Raw genomic sequence first — 25,422 nt, 5'->3', positions numbered from 1 at the left:
CATGCCAATTTCTAATCCAATCGTTAATCTAATCACCAATCCCCCGCCTTTGCCTGTGGTTCTTGTGCAAAGTACCGATCCTCTCGTTGTACCAGAACGCGATCGCGTTTTTTGGCTTAACACCACTACTAACAAGCTCTGGGTTGCGATCGCCACTAATTCGCCTTCTGATTGGAGAGCGATCGCATCCGATCAAGCGGGTGCGATAGACGTAGCAACCATCCTAAATAAGATTCTTGTTCAGGATGGACAGGTATTGACCACTGATGACCACGTAATTTTTCAGGATTAATCATGACCAGACACTCGACTTTGACAAATCCTAGCGATTTGCACTATTCAAAAATCCGCACTTTCACGGGAAATCCTAACGGGATTACTCCTGACTTTGCCGATCAACTACTCACAGCAACTGATACCAATAAGGTGTACCGCGCCACAGGTACATCTATCGGTAATTTAGTTGAGCTTGCTCCTACCGATAACGGGGGGGATGGTGGATCGGGTGCATCCAATGTAATTTTTAATGCTGGCATAGCGATCGCCCCTGCCAACCTTGAGCAATTGCTGATCGACACCGATACAAACAGGGTATATCGAGCAATTGGGCTAGATATTGGGGATTGGTTGGAGCTAATCGGGGGGAGTGATGGACTGCCATCATTAATCTCTGTCGGTGGTGGAAGCCCATCAATTGCGCCTATCGAAATTGGACAGCTATATTTTGATTTTATTGGGCGTATCCAGTGGGTATCAGTTCGGGCTGGTAGCCTAAATGGATGGGTTGAGCTTAGCCCTATCCCTCAAAATCTGTTTACTTCCTTTAACAATATTTCTAGTCAATCACTAAGCTCAGATTTCAGGGTTTTCTATGCCGATGTAACAGACACTTCAGAGATTGAAAGCGCTGATTTTACCTTTACTAATTCCTTGGGTGATGTATCAGTATTAGGACAGACACCAATAAGCGATCTGGTTTACCCACAAGGGAGAGGAGCGATCGCACTTATCCCTACAAATATTGGTTCAGTTGCTCCAGAATTAATAACTATTGATGCTGAAAGCGCCTACACAGGCACTAATGCATCATCAAAATTTGAGGTTAGAGAATCCCCCAACAACCTGTTTATCGATGACGGTGGCGACATTATCCCCATCGGTAAGAAATATCTATGGATACCTAGCTACTGGTGGCAAACAACATTTGGCTTTGTTGGGCAAATTGCCTTTGATGTGCGAATAACAATCGCAGATGCATAAAGAAGAGAGGCGATCGCTAATTAGCGATCGCCTCTCTTCTTTATTCCTGCTTTGGCTCAATGTTGGCTGTGAAGGCTTGCCACTTTTCAGGCAATTTAACCATTAAGTCATGCTCTGCCTTGGTCACAACTGCTCGCGCACAATACTCCGTGATACTTTCGCCGCTTGCCTCACACATTGATTCGATAACTGCATAAATATTATCGGGGACGGATAAATTAACCCTTTTAGAATCTCTAGCCATACAAATTAGTTACTAAACGATGTGTATAGCGTAACTGTTTAGTAACTAATACGCTAATATAAATCAAAAGCACGGTGCAAAGTTTGGACGCTCACACCGTGCTTACCCTTTTACCAAGAGCAATAAGATTATGGCAGCAAAGAAGAATTTAGAGGTAGTACCATCACTACCCAAACAGACCGATTTAGAAGAATTGCTTGCACCAAGGCTTGCAGATGACCTCATTGCAGAGGTGGACATGGCGAAGCTTGCAAAATTGATGTTTGTGCATCTTGGAAAGAAACTTAGAACGAGGGCTATTGAATGGCTCTCTGCGGATGTATCCGCCCATGTGCCTGTAAGCGAAATGGATGCAATTGAGGCGGCTGTTGAGGAGGTGGCTGCGTGAGTAACCCTGAAAAGACTTGGACTTTTTGGGATGCGCTGACAAATGCAAATCCCGATTGGTGGGACAAGGATGATGATGAAGAGGATGAGTCAGACGGTGAAGAGGCGGAACCCGATGAATAAAGCTATTGGTGCTGCAATGGGGTTAATGCTTGGATTTGGCTCTATTACTGGGTATTACTTGGCTAAGTGGGATTTACAAAGCAATGCGATCGCTAATTCACAAAATGCAATCGCTGCACCTGCCCCCGAATCTAAAGCCAAGCAAGTTAGCCTCAAACCTATCCCCAAGCGTTCTGAACTAGAGCTTAAATATGCTCTCTGTACTAATTCTCAGCCTGAAAAAACCCTAGCTAGGTTTGACGATAAAGCTCTCAATGATTTGGTTTGGAAAGTCTGCTCAGAAAACAGTTAATCATTAGCCCTCGATGCGAGGGCTTTTTACTATGAGTTATACAAATAATCAATTTCACACTTCACAGGTACTAGCCACAAATGAAGCGCCGCGAGTGGTTCGCAAAGCGAGTATGTCTGTTTTTGTTGGTGCGATGGCTCTCTATGCCAGCACTCTAATACCTAGCCATCCTTTGACTAAAATCACCTCGATGGCGATCGCTTCTAGCTTGGTTTATGTTTCGCATCGACTGGACAAACTTGAAAACATGCTATCTCCCTACGAGGCGATCGCACATCAGCAAAGTGTTGCCGCCTATGGAAATTGGCTTAGTCATTCAATGAAACCGCCAGCGCGTGAAGTCGCAATCGCAGCACCTGCGGAATTGCCTACACCTGTTAAATTTGCTGATGTGAGACAAGCTCTTGCTAAACCTCATGTGATGTTGCTTGGCTCAACTGGTGATGGTAAATCAACACTGGCTAAGCATTTAGCAGCAAATTGCACAGCTTACACAATCGTTATCGATCCACACGCTGCCCCCGATGATTGGGGTAATTTGCCTGTCTATGGCGCTGGTCGGAAATATGAACAGATTGCCGAGATTATGCAAGTAACCTTGCAATTACTGCAAAAGCGCTTTGATGCTCGCGATCAAGGTGTAAAGCAATTTGAACCAATCGTGATAATTTGCGATGAATATCCCGCAATTATTGCTAGTTCTGTAGCTGGTAAAGTTGCAAGTTCATGGATGAAATTAATCAGCCGAGAAGCCAGAAAAGTCGCGATTAGGCTGGTTGTCTTAACTCAATCACCTGAAGTCAAAGCAATTGGGCTTGAAGGTGAGGGCAGTGTGAGAGATAACTTTTGCTTCATTAAGTTGGGTGAGTTTGCTCTCGATCATGCTAAGTCTCTTAAGGATGATGCGATTAAATTGGCTGTTGAGTCATGCGATCGCCCCGCAATGTTGGGGAACTTGCCTTGCAATATTCCCCAGTTAAGCGATCGCGTTGCTATGCCTGTGATGTCAATTCCTGCTGATTTTGCGGAATTGACACAAGTTGACAAATTGACAGAAATTGACGAATTGACAAGGATTGACAGCCCTATTGATGGGCTAAAAACCCTAAAATCTGATGTCAATCCGTCAACTGTCAATTTGTCAAAACCTGCTCAAGTGATTTTGGACTATGCAAGGAAGCAAGATAAATTTGTGACGGCCTCACAGGTTAAGGCAGGGGCTAGGCTATTTAGAGATAGCTCAGTTTTGGAGATTCGCCGATATTTTCAATGGCTTGCAGATGAAAATTTGGGCGTGGTTCGTGGTGATTTAGAAAATTTAGAGTTCTCAGTGAGTTGATTTATGAAGTTACTTTTATTGTTTTTAGGGTTTGCTTTTGTGGCGATCGCCCTGGTCCTACTCAAACCGATCGCTAAAAATCTTCCTGATATTGGATTTTCCGATTGGCTGATCGGTGGTTTTGCTCTGTCGTTGCTATCTGGTGGACTACGGATGATTTGGGCTTCGTTCTTTGTCCGTTGAGGCGATTGTAATTTATTAATCATTTCTAGATCTAATGAGACTAGATGAGATGAATTGAGATCGGGCGGGATGATTGATTGTGAAAAGGTTTCGGGCGAGTTGGTGAATGCGATCTCAGTTTGGGGATTTTAGTTTTGAATTTAGATCGTGAAATTGAAAATGCAAAAACTGATGATCGAGATTTTGGTTTGTGATTGGTAATTTTGTGATCTTCATTTTTAGATCTAGTTTTTGAGGGACAAAAAAAGCCGCTAGTTTAGCGGCTTTTTTTGTCCACAGATTGTGGATATTTTTTTATCTTGCTTGCTTGAAGTGCTTTGCGGTAATTTGCTGATAAAGCGGCTCATCGCATTGCACTAGATCTGATAGCGGTATCCATCCTTTGGCTGTGATGCCGTCATCAAGCCCGATTACGATCTCGCAATAGGCTTGAGAGTTTTTAAAATCAGATGCTTCCCAGATTGGTGGGCGCTCCATGATCTGGTGGTTTTTTGATGTGTACTTCATGGGGCTTCTCCGTTGGGATCTTTGAATGTTTGGATGAAGTTTCTGAGGGCAAAGTTGAGCATGGCGGCTTTGGTTTTGAAGCCGTATTGCTCCCAGTTTTCAAGCTCTTGGGCTAGATCGGCATCGCACCGAAAGCTTTCCATTTTCTTTGTAGGACCGGGGCTAGGCTTGCGCCCTGCCCCTTTGGGATTGCGGGGGGTAGGTGCTGGCATTAGTACTCCAAGCGCTGCTCTAAGTCTTCATTCATGTCCGAGATTAGCTCTGAAAGCCATTCATCTCTATTTTCTGCACACTGAGAATTGAATTCCGATCTAGCTGCTTCTACAAGAGTGATTACATCGGGATCTTCTGAATCTTTAGCCCAATCTTCAACCTCTTTGCGATTTCCGCCCCACTCGCAATCATGAGCTTTTTCAAACTCAATGACGATCGCATCCCATTGAGAGTAGTCATGCAGTTCAAATTCGCCACACCAATCGGAGTAATGATCGCCAATCTTTTCGCCATGAGCAAAGAATGCAAACTCATCTAAAACGCCGCCATTTTCAAATTGGCTTTGACCATAACGCGCTTTAGATTCGGGGGTGAATTTGCCGTCGATCAATTCTGCCCAGATCCCCCAAGAGGAATCATATTGGATAGTAGAAATAAGATCTTTTAATGACTTAGACATGATGGTAAAATCCTTTTGTTTAGTGGGTTTGAGTGAGGCTTGGGTGGCTGCCCTTGCCTCATGAATATCAGGATAGCAGAGTATTTTAATTAACGCAATACGTTAATTAAAATACTTTCTATTTCAAACAGGGAAGGCGATCGCAACTTATGCGATCGCCTTCCCTGTTTGTTATTCGATTTAAAAAAGTTTTACTTCTTCAGTTTTAATCCTATTCCAAGGCACGATCGCTAAAATCACTACTCCTAAATAAAAAAGTAGTACCGTAAATCCTGCGAACCATTGATAGAGATCTTTTGACAAAACCTTATCAAGTGGGGCGATTAATGCAGGGCTAAACAGTAACCCAAATCGCCATATAAAATCTTTCCCCTTATACCCCGCTTTAGTCAAAATCCTATCCCACAGAAAACCCCAGCATAGATAAGCAAGCAACAGATAAAGCAAGACTTGAACAATAGCCCCTGTCACACTTCCTAGCATTTGAGCTAGTTGATTGGTCATTGAATCCCAGAAAGCTGTTAGAAAATCCATAAGTTAAGCTCGCTAAAATTACACCATCAAATTTTTCGCCAATCATCTTCAACTATTTCAGGATGCGGCAAGAGTGTGTCAAATGTTGGCTCTGGGAAATCCTCACAAAATTCAACCGCAATCTTAATTCTGACTTTGCCTTTCTTCCAAGTTGATCCAACCATTAGTACTTCACACTCAGCCCCCTCTTCAGTCCATATCTTTTGAGTGTTTTCATCGTCAAGATTTAGTCGCCTATATGCTCCCTTTAAGTAACTTTGGCACTGAAACATAAGGTCTGCTCGACCTGGTATAGGCTCATTTCTAGAAATTACGCTGTCTGGTGGCAGGGGTTTAAATTCAGACATTTATATATTCGTTAAGCAGCTGGTTTACTTTCATCGTTATTTGTCGCCAACAAGAAATACAGATAGGCTCTAGCTTTTTGGGGTAATGCACTGACGATGTGTTCCCAAGTCAAAAGGTTTAACCCTGCTTTCCCAGACTTGAAGCGGCTAAATTGTGCCTCGTCAATATCAGCTTTTTGAGCGATTTCAGAGGACTTAATTGCAAATTTTTCTATGACCTCAGTGAGAGCCTCTCTGTGATTCATATTTTTGCCCTTAGTAATAGGTCAATTATTGCTTAGAGTTGTAGTTTTTTACAATGTTGATTTTTACAACCAAAGCAAGATATCTTAGAGGCGATCTATAAGTTGTAAAAATTTACATGACAATCGAAGAATTTTTGGAAACGCCTATCTCTGAATTAGCAAAGGCTTCAGGAATTGCTAAAGAAAACCTTTGGCGATACCTCAATGGACAGCCATTAACAGAGAAAACCTTAAATAGACTAGCAAAGGGTTTAGACATGCCTAGCTATAGGGTTTTAGAGGCTATTGTGATCAGAAGAAAAAAGAGTTGTATAAATTTACAATCTTGTGCTAGTTTGAAATAGAGTTGTAAGAATATACAACACAAGTAAACCTTTAGGAGAAAATCAAATTTATGTCGTTTCCTAATCCCATGCCAACCATTTCATTTCTAACTGAGCAAGAAAACTCAGCGATCGCTGAAGCATCACGACATAAACGAATCGAACTACTAAACGATTTGGCTTATCAACTGTTGCAACCTTTCAACAAAGACAATTGGGGGCTTTTGCCTCGGCTTACCTCCATGCCACAGTCCGAAATCCTAGAACTCATCAAAGTTCTAGCCGACAACATCACCCCACTATCCCCAGAGGATCAGCCATGACATTCCCCCACCCCGTTGGCTATTACGGCTTGCAGCTATCAGAATCCACAGAAAACCTCATATGCAGCCTCAGCTATGACGAGCTAGCAGACTTGATTTTTGATCTTGCCTCACATCTATCGACAGACCTTAGAGAAAGCCAGTTTTTTGCCATGCATATGCAGTTGGTGAAGTGGTTTGAAGATGAGATCGACGCTTTCAGTACCAAAAACAAGATTGCCTTGCTTCGTTGGCTTGCCGAGCGGCTTGCATGGCTTAAATCTCAGGAGAAAGCGAACGATGCTCAATCTTAAAACTCGTACCGAAAACCCAGCGCTGACTTTTCACATAGATACCTATCTAGCAGCAACCGAAAACCAGCGCAAACCACACACCACAATCCAGCGATTCATCGAACTGGATGTCATCCGCGAAGCTGCATTAATTCACGTTGCCATTACCGCAGGATTTATAGAGCGATCGCCTATCCAAATATTTCTGCCTACAGAAATCTGGAACCAATGCATAGAACTAATTGAACAAATCAAACAGCCATGACAACGACACAACGCCTATCAGCCGCCTTACCTCCCGATGTTGCCGAGGAAATCTGCCAACTTCCCCCCAGTGCTAAAGCATTACTCATGAACGAACTCACCGACGAAATAGCCGAAAAGATTGAAGGCTTTGATGTTCCCAACCTCAGCGCCACATCAACCCAATGGCTAAAATCCCTCACCGTCCGTGAATCCCTCCAAGTAGTCGAAAACCTCTCATTGCAACTAATGACAGAGGTTAAAAGATGAAATCAATCTTGCTAGCACTGCTCATCCTATCCGCCCACTACGGACCGGCCCAAAGCTACAGCCAAGATCCTCGCAGTTGCGCCGATCCTCGTACACAATTCCCCTCAAATCCACCATGTCAGAAATAACCACCAGCCAAGACGAAGACACCGTAATTAACTGGGAGGCTCAATACGAGCGACAGTTGAGCATCAATGAAACCTTGACTAAAGAGTCTGTTGAGCTAAAGAAACAGCTTGCCAACTTGCAGGGAGACTATGACAGCCTCAAAACCTCACTACAACGCACTCACGCTGATTACAAAAAATCATCAGAGCAAGAATTCCGTTGCTTAAAAGCCGAAATCATCACCAGTCTGAGAGCGATCGACCTGTGTATCCTTGCCTCACTCTGCACTGAGAAACAGTTTCTCACCCACCGCGCCCGAAACTTTCGGATGCGCCATGTCCACCAAATCATCACGAATGAAGTTGATCGATTTGGCGATCGCAAGATTCCCAACTATGAGGATGACTTCTAATGCCCAGATACAGGCTAGACGAGCAGCGCTTTCTACGAGGCAAGCTCACCCGAAATATGCCCGTATTGCTTGAAGAAATCCAAATTGAAGAAGATGGCGAGATTTATTTCACAGAAAACTATGTGCAAATCAGTCTAGTCAAGCTCCTGAAATACCTCAAACGCTATAACCCAAACATCAAAAGCCCTTATGAAAACTGACACCGAACGGCTCACAAAACTTGAATCAGACAATAAAAAACTTATTGGAATGATTAACACAATCAGCGCAGTCCTTTCACAAGTTTCAGACAAAAACGATCCTCTAATTTCAAAACTGCTAGACGGACTAGATCTAGCAATTGGCAAATTTCAAGCCTAACCAATCACGCGATCGCCCATCTACCACTTATCAAACCTATGGAAAACACCCTAACGCCTGCTGAGTTGATTCACTCTTATCTTGAAGCCAAAACCCTAGTGAGTTCTTTATCCGCCCAATTAGAGCAAGCCAAGGCTGAAAGAGACGATCTTGAGTTTAATATTCGCACTCAACTAATTCAGCCCAATGAATACGCGCCTCTACTCATAGACGGCAACATCCTTGTCCAAATGTGGGAAGGCAATGTACACATTTCCCGTGTAACCAAGCTTTAACCAATCACGCGATCGCCTAATTCCCACCGATGAGATTAGGCGATCCAACCAAATCAAAACTATGGCAAAAGCCCAAAGCAATAAATTTATCCAGTGTGGCTATTAGACCAAGGCTCAGGATGGTATGACGACACCTCAGACTACATCTCTTGTGATGAAACAGGTGAATGGGGATATAAAGAACGCCCCCACAGATTTACTCTCACCGTTGCACATCTCAACCACCAGCCTGAAGATTGCAGACCCGAAAACTTAAAAGCTCTCTGCTTTCCGTGTCATGCCAGATATGACACATCACAAATGAAGCTCAAAAAACGGCTTAAAGCCGAGCGTCTAGGTCAAATGACTCTGTTATAAAATCATGCCAACAGCAACCGAAGAACTAATAGATTTCACTAAATATCTTGACTTCAACTCAAGCAATCGGGCGCAATGCCCTGTGTGCTTAGCTGATGGCAAGAAAAATCGCAATATTGCCATGAGTCCAGAGGGGAAAATCAAATGTCATAGGGATTGCAGTTTCCCCGACATTCTCAACGCTCTAGGGATTGACCCCAAATCACCCGAAAACAAAGCACCCGTAGCGAAGAGAATCACCACCACTAAGACAAGTGTTGCTGATAAAAAACCCGTATATCAATCACTGCAACAGATTGAAGAAAATCACCAAACCTTACTAACCAAAAGATCGACCTTCACGATCGCTAAAGAATGGTTAGCAAAGCGCGGCATTGATGAACAGGCAATCATCCGCCACAAATTGGGCATCGCCAAATATAGTTTTAAAGGCAAAATTTACCCATGCATTACCATCCCGTACAACCGTAAAGGCGGATGGCAAAACAAATATTTTCCTGCTCCTTGGATACCCAAAGCCGAAAGGCTAGACGGTGAAGGCGAAGAAACTAGAGCCATGCAAGACACAGGCTCAAAAGCTGACTGGTACTTTACCCTCAAAAACGAGAACGCAACTGAACTTTGGATCGTCGAAGGTGAATGGGATGCAATGGTCTTAGCTGCAATCTTCATTGCAAATAACATCACCCATATTGATATCTGTACTGGTACGGCTGGCTGTGGCACTATCCCCATTGATATGTCTCCTTTGGATTCGTACCAACATATTTATATTTGGTACGACCTCGACTATGTCAACTCCAAAGGTAAGCGTCCGGGACCAGATGGTTCCGCAAAGTTAGCCGCCAAAATTGGCGATCGCGCCATTTCATGCACAGTTCCCCATCCCGAAAACCACAAAGACGGCTGGGATGTTGGTGACGCTTTGCTCAATGGCTTTACTATTGCCGATTTTGAGAAAGTCAAACATCGTGAATATACCGAAGTCGAAAAGAAAGCCATTGATATTCTCTGGAAATTGCCTAAAAGTTTTTGTCACAAAAGCGATACTTTTGCTCACATCGGCTCATGCCTCAAACAATGCGGCGATCTATATCGAGCTTGGTATGATTGGGGATACAAAAATTACAGCCCTTTCTGTGATGGCACACCAGAAAGTAAAGATAAACAGGTAAAAAGCTGGGACAGGCTACCAGTTGAGAAAAATATTGACCCTGACGATGCCTTATTTCAACTGCAAGATGCGGGGGCTGAGTTTGAAGATCTCAAGCCGATCGTATCTAAACCAGCAGTCCTTAACCACATCCGCAAAATGTGGCAAGCACGATTAAGGCTCAACACCATGTCCAAGGATGTAGAACTGGACGGGGTAAAGCTCACACCTGATTATCTGTACCTAGACTTGATGCAATACGGCATTATTTCATCAAAGGATTTTGTGATTGATTGCGTCGCCAAATTTGCCAGCGAGAACCAATACAATCCCCTCACTACGTATTTATCAAAATGTCTTGATAAATTTGGAGCAACCACAACCCATCTACTTGATAAACCATCTCAGAAATATTTAGGCACAACCGATCCGATTTACGATGCCATGCTCAGAAAGACGTTGATATCAGCAGTCGCCAGAGCATTTAACCCTGGATGCAAAGTGGATACGGTTTTGATTTTGCATGGTGGACAGGGTTACCGAAAATCAACATTTTTCAAAGTATTAGCAGGTGATTGGTTTAACGATGACCTTGGCTCAAACGTTGCCGATCCAAATGAAAAAATGAAACTAAGTGCTGCATGGTTTCTAGAGTGGGGAGAACTAGAGCGAATTTTTAACCAACGTGACGCAAGCTCGATCAAGTCATTTCTGACTTCTACCAGCGATATGTATCGCAGACCTTGGGGGAAAACAGTCGAATCTTATCCCAGACACTCGATCATTGTTGGGTCAAGTAATCGTGATGACTTTCTCAATGATGCGACAGGCGATCGCCGTTATTGGATTATCCCTATCCAGAAAAGAATTGACACAGACCTATTGCAAGCAGACCGTGATGCAATTTGGGCGGCGGCTGTTGCTCTATACAACCAAAAACAATCATGGGAATTATCCCGTGAGGAAGAAGTAGAACGCGCCATCATTAACGCCCAATTCCAACGCGAAGATCCTTGGAAAGATGCGATCGAATTTTATTGCGAAGGGCGTAATCAGGTTTCAGTATCGGAAATCATGACCAACGTTATCAAGTTGGAGCTATCAAAACAAGGCAAAGCCGACCAAATGCGAATCGGTGATATTTTGCGCGTCTTAAAATATACAAGAAAGAAAACTAATGGCAAGGTTTTATGGTGTCTAAGTGTCACTTTTGATAAAAATAATAATAAAAGTGACACTACAGAAGGATCAAATAACAGTGACACCTCCAGTGACACCACAGAGACACCTTTAATTGGTGGCACTAATTCTCAATTTGTAAATTCTTCAGTGACACCAAATACAGTGACACATGCTAATAATGATGTGTCACTGGCATCTAAGCCATATCAGGAGAGCGCTACAGGGCAGGCAGTGACACCAGAGACACCAAAAACGCCTCCCAAAGTCTTTTCTTTAAAAGTTGGCGATCGTGTTCGGATAAAATCTCCCCACTTTCTTGCTGGCAAAAAAGGGGCGGTTTTGCGACTTGGCAATGAGTTCGCTGTAGTTGGTGGGGATGACTGGGCTGTAGAGCAGCATTTTAAGCTTGACCAGTTGGAGGTTACTAAATGAGTGAGCTTAAGGAAATTGCTGTGATAATTCTTAAGCATCTCTCAGATGCCTTGCTGAGTGCAGCTTGTGAGCTATCTAATGCCAACTCAAAAAACAACCCCATTATCGTAAACTCAGAAGCAGAAAAGCTTGAGATAAAAGTGGGCGTTCATGTCATTTTTGCGCTGAAAAGAGGCAAAAAAGGGGCGGGAATTGTCAATAAGATTGATGGTGATGCGATCGAAGTGTCAAACGAGGTTACTGGTAAAACATGGACTATACAAAGGTCTGATGTTTTGCATGTGAGTAAAGGTGACTTTTACTATTGAGAATTAGGTTACGAAATTGCCTTTGCTTGCGTAAATAACCATTATCGTAAGCACACCTATCCAGCAAGGATTTTAAGTAAATTCGTAAGCTTTAATTTAACTTTAACACTACGGTATTTATAATCAAGCCTAAAAACAAGATTTTTTGTCTGTCCTGACAGCAAAACTAGTCTAGTAGTGAGATATCCTGTCTTTTATTGAGTCTAAGAATAAGACATAGACTCTCAATAATAGGCAAAAAAATTCTCTTAAGAATAAATATGAAATGAGGTACAAAGGTTTGTTTCTCCACCGAAGGTGGAGAAACAAACCTTTGTACCTCGCTTACTTGAAAGGCGGTATAGACTTAATCAAATAAAAGCGGTGCATTGCACCGCTTTTATTTGGCTTTTGAAAGGTTAAATTTTAGCTGTTGCTTCTCAAACCTAGACAAACCTATGATGAAATCTATATAAGTTCTAATTTGCGAGAAAATTTCCATGGCTGATATTCGTGAAGTAACAGGTGACCCAAATGAATTTTGGAGTGAACTAAGCTGGGCTGATCTCACCAGTGACGAGCAAGCAATTTGGACTCAATTAGGCTGGACTGAGGAAAGCTGGGATGATGATGAGGATTTTCCTGAATGGGATGACTTGTCTAGCGAAGATAAAAAATTGTGGGGTATCCTCGGTTGGAGTCAGGCTAGCTGGGAAGGAGAAGATGACATTCCTGAATCAGCCGAAAAACTCTGGGAAGATCTGACCAGTGAAGAACAAGCAGCCGCCACAGAGCTTGGCTATACCCCTGAAAAATGGGATGACGAGGAAACCGAGTAAATCTTATGGCGCTTTGCGCTCACAAACAAATCATGAAATTTTTTAAAAGGCTTGCTTTGCAAGCCTTTTAAAAAATTTCATGATTTGTTTGATTGGTAATTGCTCAAAAAACTACAGCCAGCAACTAGTTGCTGGCTGTAGTTTTTTGAGCGATCGCAATAATTTTAAAATTATGATCATAAATTCACCCATTTCGCGTTAGAATATCAAAGCCCTTTGGGGGTATGGCGGAATGGTAGACGCTACGGACTTAAAATCCGTTGATCGTAAGGTCGTAAGGGTTCAAGTCCCTTTACCCCCACTTCATAAGATCGGTTTACGATCAAGAGTATTGCGAAGCAATACTTTCTAAATCAAAAAAAGAGACTACTGTGTTTTGCACAGTAGTCTCTTTTTTTGATTTAGCTACCATGCATCAACAATTTTCTGCATAGTCTTTTCCGCAAGCCCCTGAACATTAATAATTACATCTTGAATTGACAGAAATTTCTGATTTGGTTGCTGTAATCTTAGTTCATCAATAGGACGAGCAAACTTGATGTTAGTTTTCGCGGATTTTGCTAACTTATTCTGCAATTCAGCAAAATTAAGGTTATTCAAGTCATCAAGTACCTGTAAGACTTTTGGATCGGTATTGTCAATATTTTTAGCTTTACTTGTTGTTTTAGAAGTCTCGGTCTTGGGTTTATTAGTTTTAGGAGTAGTTTTAGATTTGGGTGTGGTCTTAGATTTACTAATTTTTTCTGGTAACGGTTCTGGAACTAGATTAGTAGGTTGATTATTAGTGCCAAGGACTGTATGAATAGGAACTAGGGATAATGACTGACGAAAATCGGTTAAATGAGCATCCAGTTGTTTGGTCACTTGACCTACAATTGTTTGCAAACTAGCACTGATTCGTTCTTCAATGGTTTTCACAATCGCCGCAGTTAGTTTTTGCTCTAATCGATTGGCGATCGCTTCTTCGATATTGGCTAAATCTAGAGGAGTTTCATAATTCACTGGTGGAGGATTGGGAATAGGTGTTGGCGCAGAATGCGATCGCAAAAATTGATACTGTTCAAGAATTGTGGATTCTAAATCAGGTGGCACAACGTAAGCTCGGATTGCTGTGAATTGCTCATCAATTTCCTGAGCTTTAATTGCGGCGTAATATTCAAAATGCCCTTCTAAAACTTCAAAGGCGATCGGTGAGATTTTGCGCACAAGGATCGGACTAACGGTATCACCTGCTTTTAAAAATAAATTCGCAAGGTTCTCAACTTGATGAGACGGAAACTGAGAATTAGATATTGCTGGCGGCGTGATTGTATCTAGGTCAATGGAAGAAGTTAATAAACTCATGCACTTAATCCTACTTTTTCAAGAACTTCATTAGCTAATTCTTCAAACTCGGCAGCAGATATGGAATCTGGTTTAAAGTCAAAAATAGACTTAGGATCAGGAATTTGGAGATCGCCTTCAAATATAAAATTATCAATTGCTCTTGATAAGTCTTCACGTTGGAAGATTCTGGTTTCCAACACAGGAAATCCATAGCGCTCTTCAACAACTTTTTCTTGTTTAGGCAAAGTTGCTTTGATGTAATTGGCATTGGTCAAGATTTTGGAAGGTAATACACCTAAAACCTCAATCGCAGGTTTATTGATGAAAGTACGAAACTCATCAATTTCCTCAATAAAGTTTTTGACATTGCGTAAGCCTTCATTAGCAAAAGGCTTGAGGTCAGAGGGAATAATTAAATAATCACAGGCAATTAGCGCAATTTTGGCGTAGAGATTCAGAGATGGCGGTGTATCGATCAACACCACATCATAGTCATCTTTTACCAGTTCTAATTTCTTGACTAGATGTGTTTTAGAGCTATCTTTATCAACCAATCTTGCTTCTTGCCAAATCAAATTAATGTGTGCGGGAATGACATCGACTGGGGGATAAGTGAAGGTACTCTTGAGTGCAATTTCAGGAATATAGTTGGATTTGGGATAGAAGACAACATTGTAAATATTACTATCTTTGAGCGTATCTTCTTCTTCGGTATCAAACTTCATTAAACCTGCGGCATAGGTAGTATTTGCCTGACTATCGAGATCAATAATGAGAACTTTTAAGCCTTTGCGACTAATAGCAGCAGCAAGATTAATGGTGGTCGTGGTTTTGCCTACACCACCTTTGTTGTGATAGATCGCGATCGTTTTCATGATTTTTACTTTGGGGTTAGGAATATTAACTGTAGTTTGTAGAGATTGTGGCGGCGTAATATCAACTGATTGCTTTAGAGGTGGACTAGATTTATCTGCGGAATTAGCATTTTTAGGTTTAATTTCAGCTAATTTGTCTCTGCCAATAATATCCTTGATTTTTTCGATATTGTCGGTAATTTCTGCACCTTGACATTGAAAATTTAGCTTGACCTGATCACCTACAAGCTCATAGATCCGAAAATCCTTACCATTAGTTAATACTCCATACACAACATGTAAGCGCGTTAAATAACGACTCAACCGCCGCACATGGGAATCAAGATTGTGCTTTGGGTGCTTCGCTTCCATCACCACACAAACCTTGGGTGCAGCATCAGTAATGCTCGGAAATACTTGAGAAGTCAGTGCTAAAAAATCTAAACGAATACTCCCTAAAGCAACTTCCTGATGCCATTTACTTGCGTCATAACCAAGTGTAGGCAAAAGATACTGGACAATTAATTTACTTTCGACTTCGCTCTCATTGCGACAAAGCTTTGGATTGAAACTCACAGCAGCGCCATAATCCCCAAAAAATTAGATTCTTATCAATTATATCTACTTGTAGTCCCCATTTCACTAAATGTTCGCCATCTCCCCCAGTAATTATCACCTTGCTATCGGGAAATAGCGATCGCCAATCAGCGATATAAGCTTGTAAACCTGATAAAAACATGTGAGCAATTCCTGCTTGAATTGAGCTAGCAGTATCCATGCCCCAACGATTTGGCAATGTTTCGGGAATATGCACATCGGGCAAAGCTGACGTGTTTTGATACAAACTTAAAAACTGCGATCGCAATCCCGCCACAATTGCCCCACCAACTAAAGTCTTATCCGCATCAATTCCCGTTAAAGTAATCGCTGTCCCCGCATCAATCACTAACACAGGATAGCCATAGACTTCCCCTGCACCATAAGCCGCCAAAGCGCGATCGCATCCCATCGTTGCGTACAAACCATGCAAAGGCACATCAGCAGTCTTAATAATTTGGGTTTGCGGTAACTCATGCCAACTGGTGAGCAATTCAGGAACTACTGAAGCGATCGCAATGTTTGCAAAATCTCGATCCGCAAGCTTTGCTTCTAAAATTGGTAATTGATCATGGGTAAAGGCATATTCCTCAAAAATTTGGCGATCGCTACCAAAAATAACCGCCTTAATTCTGGTGTTGCCAATGGCGATCGCTAAGTAATTAGACAAATTACTCATCCCAAAACTTAACGCTCAACATCGCCTCAATGTCGCGGCTAAACTGCCATTGCACAGGAATTTGATAGCCTTTTTGCTCATACTCACCCTTTACTTTGAGCAATGCAAGTCCCCAAGCCACATCAAATAATTCATCCCAAAAACTTTTTAGGCTTGGCATATCATTGAGTTCGACTCTAATTTCAGCACGTTGTTCTCTAATAGTTCGTTCCCATCCATTGAACTCTTGAGGCATATCAACATAGATCCGCTTGATTAGATGTTCTAGCAAAGTTTTGAGCCGATTTCTAACCTCCTTTTTTTCAGAACGCCCCAATGATTCGATCTCCTCTATCAAATTTTCCAAGTCTACATGGTCAAAATCCCTAGCCTTGAGCTTGGCTACAGTTTCTTCAGTCCATAGCAAAAAGTCTGTCTCATATAGAGAAGTATTGAGAGATTTACGAGTTATCGCCTGTGTCATTTTGATTTAGCTCCTTTGCTATAAAGTCCAAAGAAATTTTTGAAAGCGTCGCTTTCAAAAATTTCTTTGGACTTTGCTTCAGCGCAAAGCACTGTAAGTGTAATTATAAAGGCATAGAATATAACTCTGTGTCTTCATCACGAATCAAGCAATTACAATGGACTTCGAGCCAGCCTACAGCCGCTATCCCCTTGCTACGGTCAATCAACGCCTCGGAGCGCTCATCGTAGACTTTTTAAGTTGTTGGTTTATTTCCGAATTAACCGTCTCAATATTATCGATTGACCCTGCTAATCCTCTGCATCTATTTATATTTATCTCGACATGGTTTGTCTTTCGCGTATTCATCGCCGCCCGCGCACAGGGACAGAGCTTTGGCAGATGGCTAATCAGCATTCGCGTGATTGATGCGGAATATGGCAAAACGGCTGGACTCGGCGCATTTATGAAGCGCGAGATATTTGTATTTATCTGCGCCATTTTTCTGATTAAGACCATTACCTCGACCCTGATCGTCTTTGCATGGATTCCCTTTGTTGCCGATGCTGCCTTTGCGATCGTCGATAATGAAAAGCGTCAAGCCTTCCACGATCGCATCAGTGGCACGATTTCCATTCAAACCCGTAAAGGCTTTGCGATCGATGAAAAGCTAGGCAAACTCTTTAACCAAGCAGGGCAACAAGCAACTAAGCTCTATCAAAGTCGGCAAGAGCGTGATTTATATGAAGATGAATATAGCGCTCCTCGTCCCAAACCTAAGCGCCGCCCCCGCACCAAATCCCGTCCACCCCAAGATTTTAATTTTGATCGCGACAGTAAATTTAATCGGTCTTATCAAGATAGTTACAACGATCCCTATGCTGAGCCTTTAGATCCGCCTAGAAATGTCTACAAAGGTGATGTGGATGGCTTCGATGATTGGGATAAGGATGATTTTCGTGATGACTATCGTGATGATCTGCGCGATCGCCCTAAGTCCTACGGTAATAATTACGAGAAGCCTTATGAAGATGAACCACCAGTTAAGCGATCGGCTCGTCGTCCCAGACGGAGATAAATTACTAAAGCCCTTGAAGTTGCGCCCCTGCGGGGCGCAACTTCAAGGGCTTTTTAAATAATTGCTTAAACCAAGCAACCCATAAAACCTTCGCGTAGCTTCTCGCTCTCTAGATGTCTACCAATAAAGACTAATTGATTCTTGCGGAGTTCATTGTCCTTCCAAGGGCGATCGCGAGTTGCATCAAACTGCATATGCACGCCTTGAAATACCAAGCGTTCCTCAGAACCAGAAAGATTAATAATTCCCTTGGAACGAAAAATATCTTGACCTTGAGTTTTCAATAACTCGCTAATCCATGCTTGGAACTTGTAAGGATTGACTGCACCTGCTTCTAAAATGCTGACCGAGCCAACTTCCTCATCATGGATATGGTGATGATGTTCGTGCTCATGATGATCATGGTCGTGGTCGTGATGATCGTGAGCATGGTCATGATCGTGATCGTGGTCATGACCATGTTCTTCCTTAACCTGAGCCGCGAGGAATTCTGGATTCTTCTCAAGAATGCGATTGAGGTCAAAGCCGCCGACATTGAGAACTTTATTGATGCTGCCCTCAATATTCTCAGTATTGGTTTGATTTAGCTGCACACGATCAACTCTTGCCAAAACATTGAGGTGTTTAATTTTTGCTTCCAATTCTACTAATTCAGCTTCAGTCACCAAATCAGTTTTATTCAGCAAAATCACATCAGCAAAACCGATTTGTTCGAGAACTTCGCGATCGCCCCAATGTTGTTGGACATGCTTAGCATCAACTACTGTCACCACGGCATCAAGCTCAACTTGCTTATGTATATCTTCATCCATAAAGAAAGTCTGAATCACAGGACCAGGATCGGCTAATCCCGTAGTTTCGATTAGGAGATGATCGAATTTATTGCGGCGACGCATCAGATTGCCGATAATCCGAATCAGATCGCCACGTACTGTGCAGCAAATGCAACCATTATTCATCTCAAAAATTTCTTCATCAGCACCGATTACCAGTTGCTGATCGATACCTACTTCGCCGAATTCATTGACAATCACGGCAACTTTCTTGCCATGCTCAGCCGTGAGGATGTGATTAAGTAATGTAGTTTTGCCTGCGCCGAGGAATCCTGTAAGGACAGTAGCGGGAATTTGTGATGTTGCGATCATAGCCGATGCCAATTGCCTGTGATGCTAATTAATTAAAGATGTACTGACCAAATTATAGCGCTCTTAATTTGTCGAGGCTTCTAACCGCCGCCAACAATGGTGACGATTTCTAAGCGATCGCTATTTTGGATAATCGTATTTTCCCAAAGTTGACGATGTAGAATCTCGCCGTTATATTCCACAGCTACTAGACGAGGATTCATTCCTAAATATTTTAGTAATTCGATCATCGTGAGATTTGACTCACAGGTGCGATCGTCACCATTGACTTGCAACGTAATCATAGATATTAAGTTTAAACTCTGATTTTCAATATTGACTTAGAGATCTTATACTGCTTACTAAAAATGATACCTGTGTGTCTATGCCACAACCTACACCAGACAATACACCAGACTTGCCTGCGATCGCCTCGCCCAATGTCGAAATAAATCCTGAAATAGGACTGAGTGAAGCTGAAGTCGCTGAGCGAAAGCGGCGTGGTGATATCAATGTCGTGGTGATGCGATCAAGTCGCACCTATAAAGATATTTTCCAAGAAAACGTTTTTACATTATTTAACGTTACCTTTGGGGTGGTCTTAATCTTGATGATGGCGCTTGGACAAATTACCGATGCGATCTTTTCAGGGTTTTCGGTATTTATGAATATTCTTGTGGGTGTTGCCCAAGAAATTCAAGCCAAGCTGACGCTGGATAAACTAGCGCTGTTGTCAGTGCAGAAGGTAAAAGTGCGGCGTGACGGGGAATCGCGCGAGATTCCTGTGGGTGAGGTTGTGCGTGATGACCTGATCGAACTAAATCCAGGCGATCGCGCTCCTGTGGATGGCGCAGTGTTGGTATCCCAAAATGTGGAAATGGATGAATCACTGCTCACAGGGGAATCTGATCCCGTGGCAAAGCAAATTGACGATATTGTGCTATCAGGTTCCTTCTGTTTAGCAGGAAGTTGTGTATTTCGCGCCGACAAAATTGGCAATGAAAGCTATGCGGTGAAACTATCGCAGTCATCACGAGTATATAAGCGAGTCTTTACACCTTTACAGAAAAAGATTGATCTTCTCGTCGAGATTTTTGTACTGGTGCTGATTGTGGCTGCTTTTTTGCATGTTGCATCTAGTCTCAATTCTGGGCGAACGATGGTAGATACGATTCGCTATGCTTCGGTAATTATCAATAGCTTTGTGCCAGCAGGTTTAATCCTATCGATTAGCGTAGCCTTTGCGATCGGGGCAGTGGAAATCAGTAAGCGGCGTACCTTGATTCAAAAGATCAATGCCGTTGATTCGATGAATAGTGTGCGGATTCTCTGTACTGATAAAACAGGAACGCTGACTCAAAATAAGCTTGTCGTCAAAGAGATTGTGCCTTTAGGTGATACTGATGAAGATTCACTTCGCGAGCTAATTGCACTCTATACAAATCTAATGGGTTCTCAGAATAGCAGTGCCAAGGCGATGGCAACTTTTACGGATAAGCCCAGATCGCCAGCCAAGTTTGTCAGCGAAGTTCCCTTTAGCTCTGGTCGCAAATGGGGCGCGATCGCGATCGATATCGGCACAACGATTATGGTCGGTGCGCCTGAAATCTTATTTACCAGTCCTGAAATGCAGGAAAAAGCTAAACAATATGGAAGACAGGGATTGCGGGCGATCGCTGTGGTTACCAGTGAAGATAGCTTTGATGCTTCTGAAAAAAATCCTGCCTTACCAACTAATCGACGCGATCGCGGATTGGTTTTACTTGAAGACAGTCTGCGTCCTGATGTGATTGAAACAATCGCCGAGCTACAAAACAAAAATATTCGTCTCAAAGTCATTTCAGGAGATAGTGTCGAAACCGTTGCCTCGATTGCACGTCAAGCAGGAATTGCGGTTCCTGACGATGCGGTGTTTACCCAAAAGACTTTAGAGTCGATGGATGCACCCACCTTTAGCCGAGCCGCTGCTTCTGGCGCAGTCTTTGGCAGAATTACCCCCGACATGAAGCGCCGCCTAATTTCGGCAATGGTCAAGCGTGGTGGCTATGTGGGGATGGTCGGTGATGGGGTCAATGATGTACCAGCCTTTAAGGAAGCGCAACTAGCGATCGCCATGAATGATGGCGCACAGATCAGTAAAGATGTGGCGGATATCGTGTTGTTGGATAACAATCTCTCCGCTCTACCGCAAGCTTTTACTGCAGGAGATGACATTAAACAGAAGATTCTCTCTACGGCACTACTCTATCTCACCAAAAATATTATGGTGATTCTGACGATTTCTTTTGCAGGATTTGTACAACTTCCATTTCCAGTTGAGCCTCGCCATATGACGGTTTTAACAATGGCAGTAGTGGGGTTCCCGACAATTTGGATTGCCTTTGGCTGGCTAAAGCCCGTAAGACTTGAGAACTTCTTACGCAATGTCTTGGGCTACAGTTGCATTGCTGGTATTTTTGGGGCGATCTCGATGACGATAGGCTATGTCTTTTCCTATTACATTAGCGGTTGGGCATTGCTCAAGGTTCCCTATAGTTCAACTGTGATTAATTCGGAAGCTTTTCAAGATATTGCTAGAGGTCAAGCGCAATGTGTTAGTACTTTTATTGGAATGCTTTTCTGTCTATTTGTATTTTGGAGTATTACTAATATATCGATATGGAAAGTGCATACTCTTTTTAAAAATGCTACAGCTGCGATTCTGGGTTTTTTATCGGTTGGCATTTCAGCAGTTTTGATGTTAACTTTCCCGACATTCTTTCAACTAGAAGTTCCCGATCAGTTTGGCTGGTCGATGATTATCTTTTTGCCAACTGCTAGTTATTACACATTCCGCATGATGCAATCTAGCAAGTTGTTTCGTCATTTGCCTCGCTATCTCAGTCAACCTTAATAGAAAGGACATTCCTACACGATGTTCTTTCTCAATCTAAAATTCATACTATGAGCATGATGAAATCTAGAACTGTCAAACGTCCGATCGCTATTACTATCCTCGCAACTACGATGTTGGGAATGAGTCTTGTTTTGATTTGCGATCGCATCCTTAATTTTTATATCTATCGTTTATTGGAGAGTAATACTCCTTTAGTCGATAGCAATTCTATTAATTTACAATTAGTTTCAGATATTGCTTTTCTAGGGTTTAGCATCGTGCCAATTTTATTGGCGCTCGGATTGTGGTATTTAAAATCTTGGGCAAGATTTCTGAGTTTGTGTCTTTTTAGTTCCATTATGTTTCCTGCGATCGCTGCTTCTCTGCATTGGATTTCACCGCCATCGGCGGACAAGCTATTGGAAATCCCTACAGTTTTTGATGATGTTTTTAGTGTAAATGCCTCAGTGCCATCCTCTCGTCTGATTACTCTCAATCCATATATTGCTCTTGGCAGTGCGATCGCCCTTGCCATTTTGCTTACCCCTGCGATCGCTAGAGCATTTCGTCTTCACCATAGTTCGATAAGTACAGAAGATTGAATGAACTGAAATCGCAGAGAATTTATAGCGCTTGTAGGGGCTTATCATTTGCGCCACAATTTTAAACTCACCATAGCAACCTCGCTCTGCAAATGCTAAGCCCTCTATGCTTTCACAGAAAAATTGTCCCTGCGTTGTGAGGTTTGGGCTTAGCATTCCCAAATTCAGATGATTTATAAGTTGTGGCGGGAATGCTAAGCCCCTACAGCATATACATCTTAATTGTGTGAACGTAACTAGCTTTTCTTCACTAAGACCAATTCCTCAGCCGTGAAATCTTCAAAGGCGGCTTGCTGACTGGCTAATAACTCAACCGTCGCATCAGCAATGTCATTGTTAGCAGCAGCGCGATCGCGCAAACGTTGCTGCAAAACTTCCACAGGCGCAGTACAGTAAATGATCTCTACAGGGATGTTTTGGGCTTGGGCAGCAGCGATCGCTTGACTGCGTAAACTAACGTGATCGTACTTTGCATCGAGAATTACCGTAAAGCCTTTGCTAGCTAATAGAGAACCTAACTCCGCCAATTTGGTGTAGGTTTTTGCAGTCATCTCTGGAGTGTAAATGTCGTCACTGCCCCGTTCCATTAAGCCAATTCCTGCAATTTGCTTGCGAATGGCATCCGATCGCAGATAAATGGCATCCTTTTCCGAAGCGATCGCCTTAGCGGTCGTACTTTTACCAGAGCCAGATACTCCAGACATGATGATCACTTTGCCATGTTTAGGTTGAGTATATTCCCACGCCAGTTTGTAATATGCCGCCGCTTCCGTTTGGGCATTCGCTTTTACATCCGCAGGAATATTTGGATCATCGAGAAGGAAGGATGTTACCTTTGCCCGCACATAGGCACGCATACTGCAATGCAGAGGTAATAGCACAGCTCCTTCATAATCGCCAGTACGTTCTAAATAGGTATTCAAAAAGATATTAGCGAGATCGCTTCTGCCGCGAAATTGCAAATCCATCAATAGGAAGGCAGCATCGTACAGCACATCGCTATTGCGAAATGGCTCATTAAATTCAATGCAATCAAAAATCTGGATTTTATCTTGATAGAGACAAATATTTTTTAAATGGACATCGCCATGACATTCACGGACTTTGCCCTTAGCAATGCGATCGCTAAATAAGTCAGCATTTTCGGCAAAGAATTTCTCAGTATAGGCGCGAGTTTGCTCGAAATACTCGGCGGTTTGCGCTAGCCCAATGTACTTCTCGGTAGAAGCATAGTTATCATTGGCAACGGCTCGCACGGCTTCGGCTGTCCCAAAAGTATTAATATGCTCGTTAGTTAACGCCTGTTGATGAAAAGCTGCCAATTGTTCGCCAATTTGTTTGACATGATCGGTGGTTAATCGACCCGAACCAAACATTTCAATGAGCAGATCCTCCTGCGAGAATTCTGGCATAGCGATCGCATATTCTACGGGTGTCCCTGTTCCTATCAGATCAAAATGGTATTTGCCTTCTGTTTCGATAATCGGCAAAACCGACAGATATAGATCAGGAGCTAGACGACGATTCAGCCGTAGTTCTTCTTCACAGAAATATTTACGCTTTTCTAAAGTAGAGAAATCTAAGAATCCAAAGTTCATTGGTTTCTTGACCTTGTAAGCGTACTGCCCTGTTAATAATACAAAGGAAATATGTGTTTGTAGAAGTTGAATTGGTTCTGTGACTGGATGTTCGTAAAAGTCTGGCGAGAGCATTTGCTTAATGATTGGCGGTAATGTCATAAGGATTAGTGCTTGGTAATTGGTGATTGGGGTTTAGTGATTGGCTTTCAGCTAAGTAGCGAAGCACAAGAAAACTTAAAAAGCACAGGCCAAGATCCCCGACTTTTTCTAAGCAAGCAAAGACAATTTGTAAATTTACAAAAAAGTCGGGGATCTGCATATTTATAAGTTTATTTTGATGATCTATTTATCAGCTAATAGTTTTTAGAAATTGCTGATAACTGATGGCTACTAACTCGGCTTTTTATAGCGTGTTAACCATGTAAAAAAGAGAATTGGCATTGATATAGCTACTAGCGACTCAGCCCAGAAAAATGAGAGGAAGTCTGACAAACCACCAAGGGGAGGGACATTGGGCTGAAGATTTCGCACCGCAGGTAGGGCAAACAACATACCTGCAATGAGAGTAAACATCCCAAATTCAATTGGACGCGGTTGCCAAACCACAATCATCGTCATCGTAAAGATTACCAAGCCAATCAACCACATCGCTACCATCAAAAAGATGGAGAACGACTTAGTGATGACCGATCTTGATACTGTTACACGCAAGCCAATATAACTGTCAGAGGACTCAAATTCAGCTTTAGGAATGTAATCGACATCGATGTTATAGCCAGAGATTGCTCCATAGAAATCAACTGACATAGGAATTTCTTCTTTCTCGTCCTTAGGGTTAGTAAAAAAGAGATAGAAGTCTGAACTATGCACATCAAAAGGATAGTCACTAACTCGACCTTTAGCTATAGATAAGGAGCCTGACACAGCATCAGGGATACGATTTTTTTCAAGGGTAACTTCAGCTTTACCACTTTCGATACCTGTAAAGAATTTTAGATCTTTAGTGAGGCGTGCGTCTTTGGCATAAGTGCCTTGTGGGATCGGAACAAACCTAAGACTGATATCTGATTTAATCGGATCTACCCCTAATAAACTAATTTCAACATCAAGCCGATTTGGTTCTTTGTCATCACCAAATGACAGATCCGCTGATCGCTGCGTGCGATCATTTTGGTAAAAGTAGAGTGCACCCGAAAATGCGCCAATAAAAAGCGTTAGAAAAAGCAGCATGATGATGATGCGCTTAATTAGAAGCTTGCGACTGGTGTCTGCCATATAATTTCGTGTAGAGAGTA

General features: G+C 42.5%; 38 protein-coding genes and 1 tRNA gene. 24 read left to right on the top strand and 15 right to left on the bottom strand.

Annotation, left to right across the window (positions count from 1 at the left end; all coding sequences use genetic code 11):
* Position 1 precedes the first annotated feature (1 nt).
* On the top strand, positions 2-292 hold the full coding sequence (locus ABM313_RS06780) for a hypothetical protein (protein WP_434686906.1): 291 nt from the start codon (positions 2-4) through the stop codon (positions 290-292).
* Positions 293-294: 2 nt separating this feature from the next.
* Positions 295-1,260, top strand: coding sequence for a hypothetical protein (locus ABM313_RS06775; RefSeq protein WP_434686905.1), 966 nt, complete (start codon positions 295-297; stop codon positions 1,258-1,260).
* Between the two features lie 40 nt (positions 1,261-1,300).
* Here ABM313_RS06775 and ABM313_RS06770 read toward each other — a convergent pair whose 3' ends face one another.
* Positions 1,301-1,504, bottom strand: a complete 204-nt coding sequence (locus tag ABM313_RS06770; protein ID WP_434686904.1) for a hypothetical protein — start codon at positions 1,502-1,504, stop codon at positions 1,301-1,303.
* A 130-nt stretch (positions 1,505-1,634) separates the two neighbouring features.
* On the opposite strand from ABM313_RS06770, the gene ABM313_RS06765 reads away from it, so the two are divergent.
* Genes ABM313_RS06765 through ABM313_RS06745 form a run of 5 tightly spaced genes read left to right on the top strand, consistent with a single transcriptional unit; the run spans position 1,635 to position 3,828 of the window.
* On the top strand, positions 1,635-1,892 hold the full coding sequence (locus ABM313_RS06765; RefSeq protein ID WP_434686903.1) for a hypothetical protein: 258 nt from the start codon (positions 1,635-1,637) through the stop codon (positions 1,890-1,892).
* Positions 1,889-2,014: a hypothetical protein gene (locus ABM313_RS06760; RefSeq protein WP_434686902.1), complete on the top strand. Its 126-nt coding sequence runs from the start codon at positions 1,889-1,891 to the stop codon at positions 2,012-2,014. The genes ABM313_RS06765 and ABM313_RS06760 overlap by 4 nt, the downstream gene beginning before the upstream one ends.
* Positions 2,007-2,306, top strand: a complete 300-nt coding sequence (locus ABM313_RS06755) for a hypothetical protein (RefSeq protein WP_434686901.1) — start codon at positions 2,007-2,009, stop codon at positions 2,304-2,306. Before ABM313_RS06760 ends, ABM313_RS06755 begins: the two co-directional genes overlap by 8 nt.
* A gap of 31 nt (positions 2,307-2,337) precedes the next feature.
* Positions 2,338-3,645, top strand: a complete 1,308-nt coding sequence (locus ABM313_RS06750; RefSeq protein WP_434686900.1) for a type IV secretory system conjugative DNA transfer family protein — start codon at positions 2,338-2,340, stop codon at positions 3,643-3,645.
* 3 nt (positions 3,646-3,648) lie between these two features.
* Entirely contained in the window at positions 3,649-3,828 is a 180-nt protein-coding gene (locus tag ABM313_RS06745; RefSeq protein WP_434686899.1) for a hypothetical protein, read from the top strand.
* Between the two features lie 294 nt (positions 3,829-4,122).
* Here ABM313_RS06745 and ABM313_RS06740 read toward each other — a convergent pair whose 3' ends face one another.
* From ABM313_RS06740 to ABM313_RS06715, 6 genes are all read right to left on the bottom strand, one after another.
* Positions 4,123-4,335 carry a hypothetical protein gene (locus ABM313_RS06740; protein ID WP_434686898.1) on the bottom strand — a complete coding sequence of 71 codons (213 nt, stop codon included), beginning with the start codon at positions 4,333-4,335 and terminating at the stop codon, positions 4,123-4,125.
* Complete coding sequence (locus tag ABM313_RS06735; RefSeq protein WP_434686897.1) at positions 4,332-4,547, bottom strand: hypothetical protein; 216 nt, start codon at positions 4,545-4,547, stop codon at positions 4,332-4,334. Before ABM313_RS06735 ends, ABM313_RS06740 begins: the two co-directional genes overlap by 4 nt.
* Positions 4,547-5,008, bottom strand: a complete 462-nt coding sequence (locus tag ABM313_RS06730) for a hypothetical protein (RefSeq protein WP_434686896.1) — start codon at positions 5,006-5,008, stop codon at positions 4,547-4,549. Before ABM313_RS06730 ends, ABM313_RS06735 begins: the two co-directional genes overlap by 1 nt.
* Before the next feature lie 180 nt (positions 5,009-5,188).
* The gene (locus ABM313_RS06725; protein WP_434686895.1) at positions 5,189-5,542 is read right to left on the bottom strand and encodes a hypothetical protein; all 354 of its coding nucleotides are present in this window, start codon (positions 5,540-5,542) and stop codon (positions 5,189-5,191) included.
* Positions 5,543-5,568: 26 nt separating this feature from the next.
* Positions 5,569-5,889, bottom strand: a complete 321-nt coding sequence (locus tag ABM313_RS06720) for a KGK domain-containing protein (RefSeq protein ID WP_434686894.1) — start codon at positions 5,887-5,889, stop codon at positions 5,569-5,571.
* 11 nt (positions 5,890-5,900) lie between these two features.
* Positions 5,901-6,134, bottom strand: coding sequence for a hypothetical protein (locus ABM313_RS06715; RefSeq protein WP_434686893.1), 234 nt, complete (start codon positions 6,132-6,134; stop codon positions 5,901-5,903).
* A gap of 116 nt (positions 6,135-6,250) precedes the next feature.
* Between ABM313_RS06715 and ABM313_RS06710 the strand changes: the two genes are divergently transcribed.
* The 14 genes from ABM313_RS06710 to ABM313_RS06645 all read left to right on the top strand — a co-directional run bounded on the left by ABM313_RS06710 (position 6,251) and on the right by ABM313_RS06645 (position 13,271).
* A complete protein-coding gene (locus ABM313_RS06710) occupies positions 6,251-6,478 on the top strand; it encodes a hypothetical protein (protein WP_434686892.1) in 228 nt (75 codons plus the stop codon).
* A 50-nt stretch (positions 6,479-6,528) separates the two neighbouring features.
* A complete protein-coding gene (locus ABM313_RS06705) occupies positions 6,529-6,780 on the top strand; it encodes a hypothetical protein (RefSeq protein WP_434686891.1) in 252 nt (83 codons plus the stop codon).
* Positions 6,777-7,073, top strand: coding sequence for a hypothetical protein (locus ABM313_RS06700; RefSeq protein WP_434686890.1), 297 nt, complete (start codon positions 6,777-6,779; stop codon positions 7,071-7,073). Before ABM313_RS06705 ends, ABM313_RS06700 begins: the two co-directional genes overlap by 4 nt.
* The gene (locus tag ABM313_RS06695; protein WP_434686889.1) at positions 7,060-7,317 is read left to right on the top strand and encodes a hypothetical protein; all 258 of its coding nucleotides are present in this window, start codon (positions 7,060-7,062) and stop codon (positions 7,315-7,317) included. The genes ABM313_RS06700 and ABM313_RS06695 overlap by 14 nt, the downstream gene beginning before the upstream one ends.
* Positions 7,314-7,565 carry a hypothetical protein gene (locus ABM313_RS06690; RefSeq protein WP_434686888.1) on the top strand — a complete coding sequence of 84 codons (252 nt, stop codon included), beginning with the start codon at positions 7,314-7,316 and terminating at the stop codon, positions 7,563-7,565. Before ABM313_RS06695 ends, ABM313_RS06690 begins: the two co-directional genes overlap by 4 nt.
* Positions 7,566-7,680: 115 nt before the next feature.
* On the top strand, positions 7,681-8,085 hold the full coding sequence (locus ABM313_RS06685; protein WP_434686887.1) for a hypothetical protein: 405 nt from the start codon (positions 7,681-7,683) through the stop codon (positions 8,083-8,085).
* Positions 8,085-8,285 carry a hypothetical protein gene (locus ABM313_RS06680; protein WP_434686886.1) on the top strand — a complete coding sequence of 67 codons (201 nt, stop codon included), beginning with the start codon at positions 8,085-8,087 and terminating at the stop codon, positions 8,283-8,285. The genes ABM313_RS06685 and ABM313_RS06680 overlap by 1 nt, the downstream gene beginning before the upstream one ends.
* Positions 8,275-8,445: a hypothetical protein gene (locus ABM313_RS06675; RefSeq protein ID WP_434686885.1), complete on the top strand. Its 171-nt coding sequence runs from the start codon at positions 8,275-8,277 to the stop codon at positions 8,443-8,445. Before ABM313_RS06680 ends, ABM313_RS06675 begins: the two co-directional genes overlap by 11 nt.
* Positions 8,446-8,483: 38 nt before the next feature.
* The gene (locus ABM313_RS06670; protein ID WP_434686884.1) at positions 8,484-8,720 is read left to right on the top strand and encodes a hypothetical protein; all 237 of its coding nucleotides are present in this window, start codon (positions 8,484-8,486) and stop codon (positions 8,718-8,720) included.
* Between the two features lie 93 nt (positions 8,721-8,813).
* A complete protein-coding gene (locus ABM313_RS06665; RefSeq protein WP_434686883.1) occupies positions 8,814-9,077 on the top strand; it encodes an HNH endonuclease in 264 nt (87 codons plus the stop codon).
* Positions 9,078-9,081: 4 nt separating this feature from the next.
* Positions 9,082-11,844 carry a VapE domain-containing protein gene (locus ABM313_RS06660; protein ID WP_434686882.1) on the top strand — a complete coding sequence of 921 codons (2,763 nt, stop codon included), beginning with the start codon at positions 9,082-9,084 and terminating at the stop codon, positions 11,842-11,844.
* Positions 11,841-12,152 carry a hypothetical protein gene (locus ABM313_RS06655; RefSeq protein ID WP_434686881.1) on the top strand — a complete coding sequence of 104 codons (312 nt, stop codon included), beginning with the start codon at positions 11,841-11,843 and terminating at the stop codon, positions 12,150-12,152. The genes ABM313_RS06660 and ABM313_RS06655 overlap by 4 nt, the downstream gene beginning before the upstream one ends.
* Positions 12,153-12,631: 479 nt before the next feature.
* The gene (locus ABM313_RS06650; protein ID WP_434686880.1) at positions 12,632-12,970 is read left to right on the top strand and encodes a hypothetical protein; all 339 of its coding nucleotides are present in this window, start codon (positions 12,632-12,634) and stop codon (positions 12,968-12,970) included.
* 218 nt (positions 12,971-13,188) lie between these two features.
* Positions 13,189-13,271, top strand: a tRNA-Leu gene (locus tag ABM313_RS06645).
* A gap of 104 nt (positions 13,272-13,375) precedes the next feature.
* Here ABM313_RS06645 and ABM313_RS06640 read toward each other — a convergent pair.
* The 4 genes from ABM313_RS06640 to ABM313_RS06625 are packed head-to-tail and all read right to left on the bottom strand — an operon-like array spanning position 13,376 to position 16,889.
* Positions 13,376-14,314 (bottom strand): hypothetical protein, encoded by a 939-nt coding sequence (locus tag ABM313_RS06640; RefSeq protein WP_434686879.1) that lies wholly within the window; start codon positions 14,312-14,314, stop codon positions 13,376-13,378.
* Positions 14,311-15,726 carry an AAA family ATPase gene (locus tag ABM313_RS06635; protein ID WP_434686878.1) on the bottom strand — a complete coding sequence of 472 codons (1,416 nt, stop codon included), beginning with the start codon at positions 15,724-15,726 and terminating at the stop codon, positions 14,311-14,313. The genes ABM313_RS06640 and ABM313_RS06635 overlap by 4 nt, the downstream gene beginning before the upstream one ends.
* A complete protein-coding gene (locus ABM313_RS06630; RefSeq protein WP_434686877.1) occupies positions 15,695-16,426 on the bottom strand; it encodes a type III pantothenate kinase in 732 nt (243 codons plus the stop codon). Before ABM313_RS06630 ends, ABM313_RS06635 begins: the two co-directional genes overlap by 32 nt.
* Complete coding sequence (locus ABM313_RS06625; protein WP_434686876.1) at positions 16,419-16,889, bottom strand: DUF29 domain-containing protein; 471 nt, start codon at positions 16,887-16,889, stop codon at positions 16,419-16,421. Before ABM313_RS06625 ends, ABM313_RS06630 begins: the two co-directional genes overlap by 8 nt.
* Before the next feature lie 157 nt (positions 16,890-17,046).
* Here ABM313_RS06625 and ABM313_RS06620 point away from each other — a divergent pair, with 157 nt between their 5' ends.
* Positions 17,047-17,946: an RDD family protein gene (locus ABM313_RS06620; protein ID WP_434686875.1), complete on the top strand. Its 900-nt coding sequence runs from the start codon at positions 17,047-17,049 to the stop codon at positions 17,944-17,946.
* Between the two features lie 65 nt (positions 17,947-18,011).
* Here the strand turns inward: ABM313_RS06620 and ABM313_RS06615 are convergent, their stop codons facing one another.
* On the bottom strand, positions 18,012-19,091 hold the full coding sequence (locus ABM313_RS06615; protein ID WP_434686874.1) for a CobW family GTP-binding protein: 1,080 nt from the start codon (positions 19,089-19,091) through the stop codon (positions 18,012-18,014).
* Positions 19,092-19,171: 80 nt separating this feature from the next.
* Positions 19,172-19,375: a sulfur carrier protein ThiS gene (thiS, locus tag ABM313_RS06610; RefSeq protein WP_217901508.1), complete on the bottom strand. Its 204-nt coding sequence runs from the start codon at positions 19,373-19,375 to the stop codon at positions 19,172-19,174.
* An 80-nt stretch (positions 19,376-19,455) separates the two neighbouring features.
* Here thiS and ABM313_RS06605 point away from each other — a divergent pair, with 80 nt between their 5' ends.
* Together ABM313_RS06605 and ABM313_RS06600 are read left to right on the top strand one after the other, a co-directional pair.
* The gene (locus ABM313_RS06605; RefSeq protein WP_434686873.1) at positions 19,456-21,963 is read left to right on the top strand and encodes an HAD-IC family P-type ATPase; all 2,508 of its coding nucleotides are present in this window, start codon (positions 19,456-19,458) and stop codon (positions 21,961-21,963) included.
* Between the two features lie 50 nt (positions 21,964-22,013).
* Positions 22,014-22,547, top strand: a complete 534-nt coding sequence (locus tag ABM313_RS06600; protein WP_434686872.1) for a hypothetical protein — start codon at positions 22,014-22,016, stop codon at positions 22,545-22,547.
* Positions 22,548-22,783: 236 nt separating this feature from the next.
* On the opposite strand, the gene ABM313_RS06595 is transcribed toward ABM313_RS06600, so the two are convergent.
* Positions 22,784-24,286 (bottom strand): AAA family ATPase, encoded by a 1,503-nt coding sequence (locus tag ABM313_RS06595; protein ID WP_434686871.1) that lies wholly within the window; start codon positions 24,284-24,286, stop codon positions 22,784-22,786.
* 231 nt (positions 24,287-24,517) lie between these two features.
* Positions 24,518-25,402, bottom strand: a complete 885-nt coding sequence (locus ABM313_RS06590) for a DUF4436 family protein (protein ID WP_434686870.1) — start codon at positions 25,400-25,402, stop codon at positions 24,518-24,520.
* Between the last annotated feature and the right edge of the window lie 20 nt (positions 25,403-25,422).

The sequence above is a fragment of the Pseudanabaena minima str. Chao 2107 genome, from assembly GCF_051131155.1.
Classification (GTDB): Bacteria; Cyanobacteriota; Cyanobacteriia; order Pseudanabaenales; family Pseudanabaenaceae; genus Pseudanabaena; species Pseudanabaena minima.
The sequence above is the reverse complement of the archived record's forward strand: the minus strand, read 5'-3'. Positions and strand labels throughout refer to the sequence as shown.